The organism is Bacillus pretiosus (assembly GCF_051294775.1).
In the GTDB taxonomy this organism is placed as follows: domain Bacteria; phylum Bacillota; class Bacilli; order Bacillales; family Bacillaceae_G; genus Bacillus_A; species Bacillus_A wiedmannii.
Window position 1 is genome coordinate 1 of sequence record NZ_JBPPHF010000034.1, and the last position, 407, is coordinate 407.

The 407-nt window shown below is 32.4% G+C and carries 1 protein-coding gene; it reads left to right on the plus strand.

Going from position 1 to position 407, the window contains the following annotated elements:
• Positions 1-42: 42 nt before the first annotated feature.
• The gene (locus ACSG5Z_RS29725) at positions 43-207 is read left to right on the plus strand and encodes a hypothetical protein (protein ID WP_435712735.1); all 165 of its coding nucleotides are present in this window, start codon (positions 43-45) and stop codon (positions 205-207) included.
• Positions 208-407: the final 200 nt, after the last annotated feature.

Sequence of the window (407 nt, forward strand, 5' to 3'; positions counted from 1 at the left end):
ATATGTAATATAAATCAAAAAAGAAAAACAGGAGGAATATTTATGAAAAAGTATGTTTCACCAACAATTGTCGAATTTGGAAACGCTTCAGATGTAGTAAAAGGCTGTGGAGGCTGGGGTTGTGAAGTTTGGTTAAATAATTATTCTTACACAAATGAGACTGGTATTTGCCGAGATAATACTCCAGGCGAATCAGGCGAATGCTAATTAAAAATTAATACACTAGATGAATTAATTTTGGATATGTAATATAGATCAAAAAAGAAAAACAGGAGGAATATTTATGAAAAAGTATGTTTCACCAACAATTGTCGAATTTGGAAACGCTTCAGATGTAGTAAAAGGCTGTGGAGGCTGGGGTTGTGAAGTTTGGTTAAATAATTATTCTTACACAAATGAGACTGGTA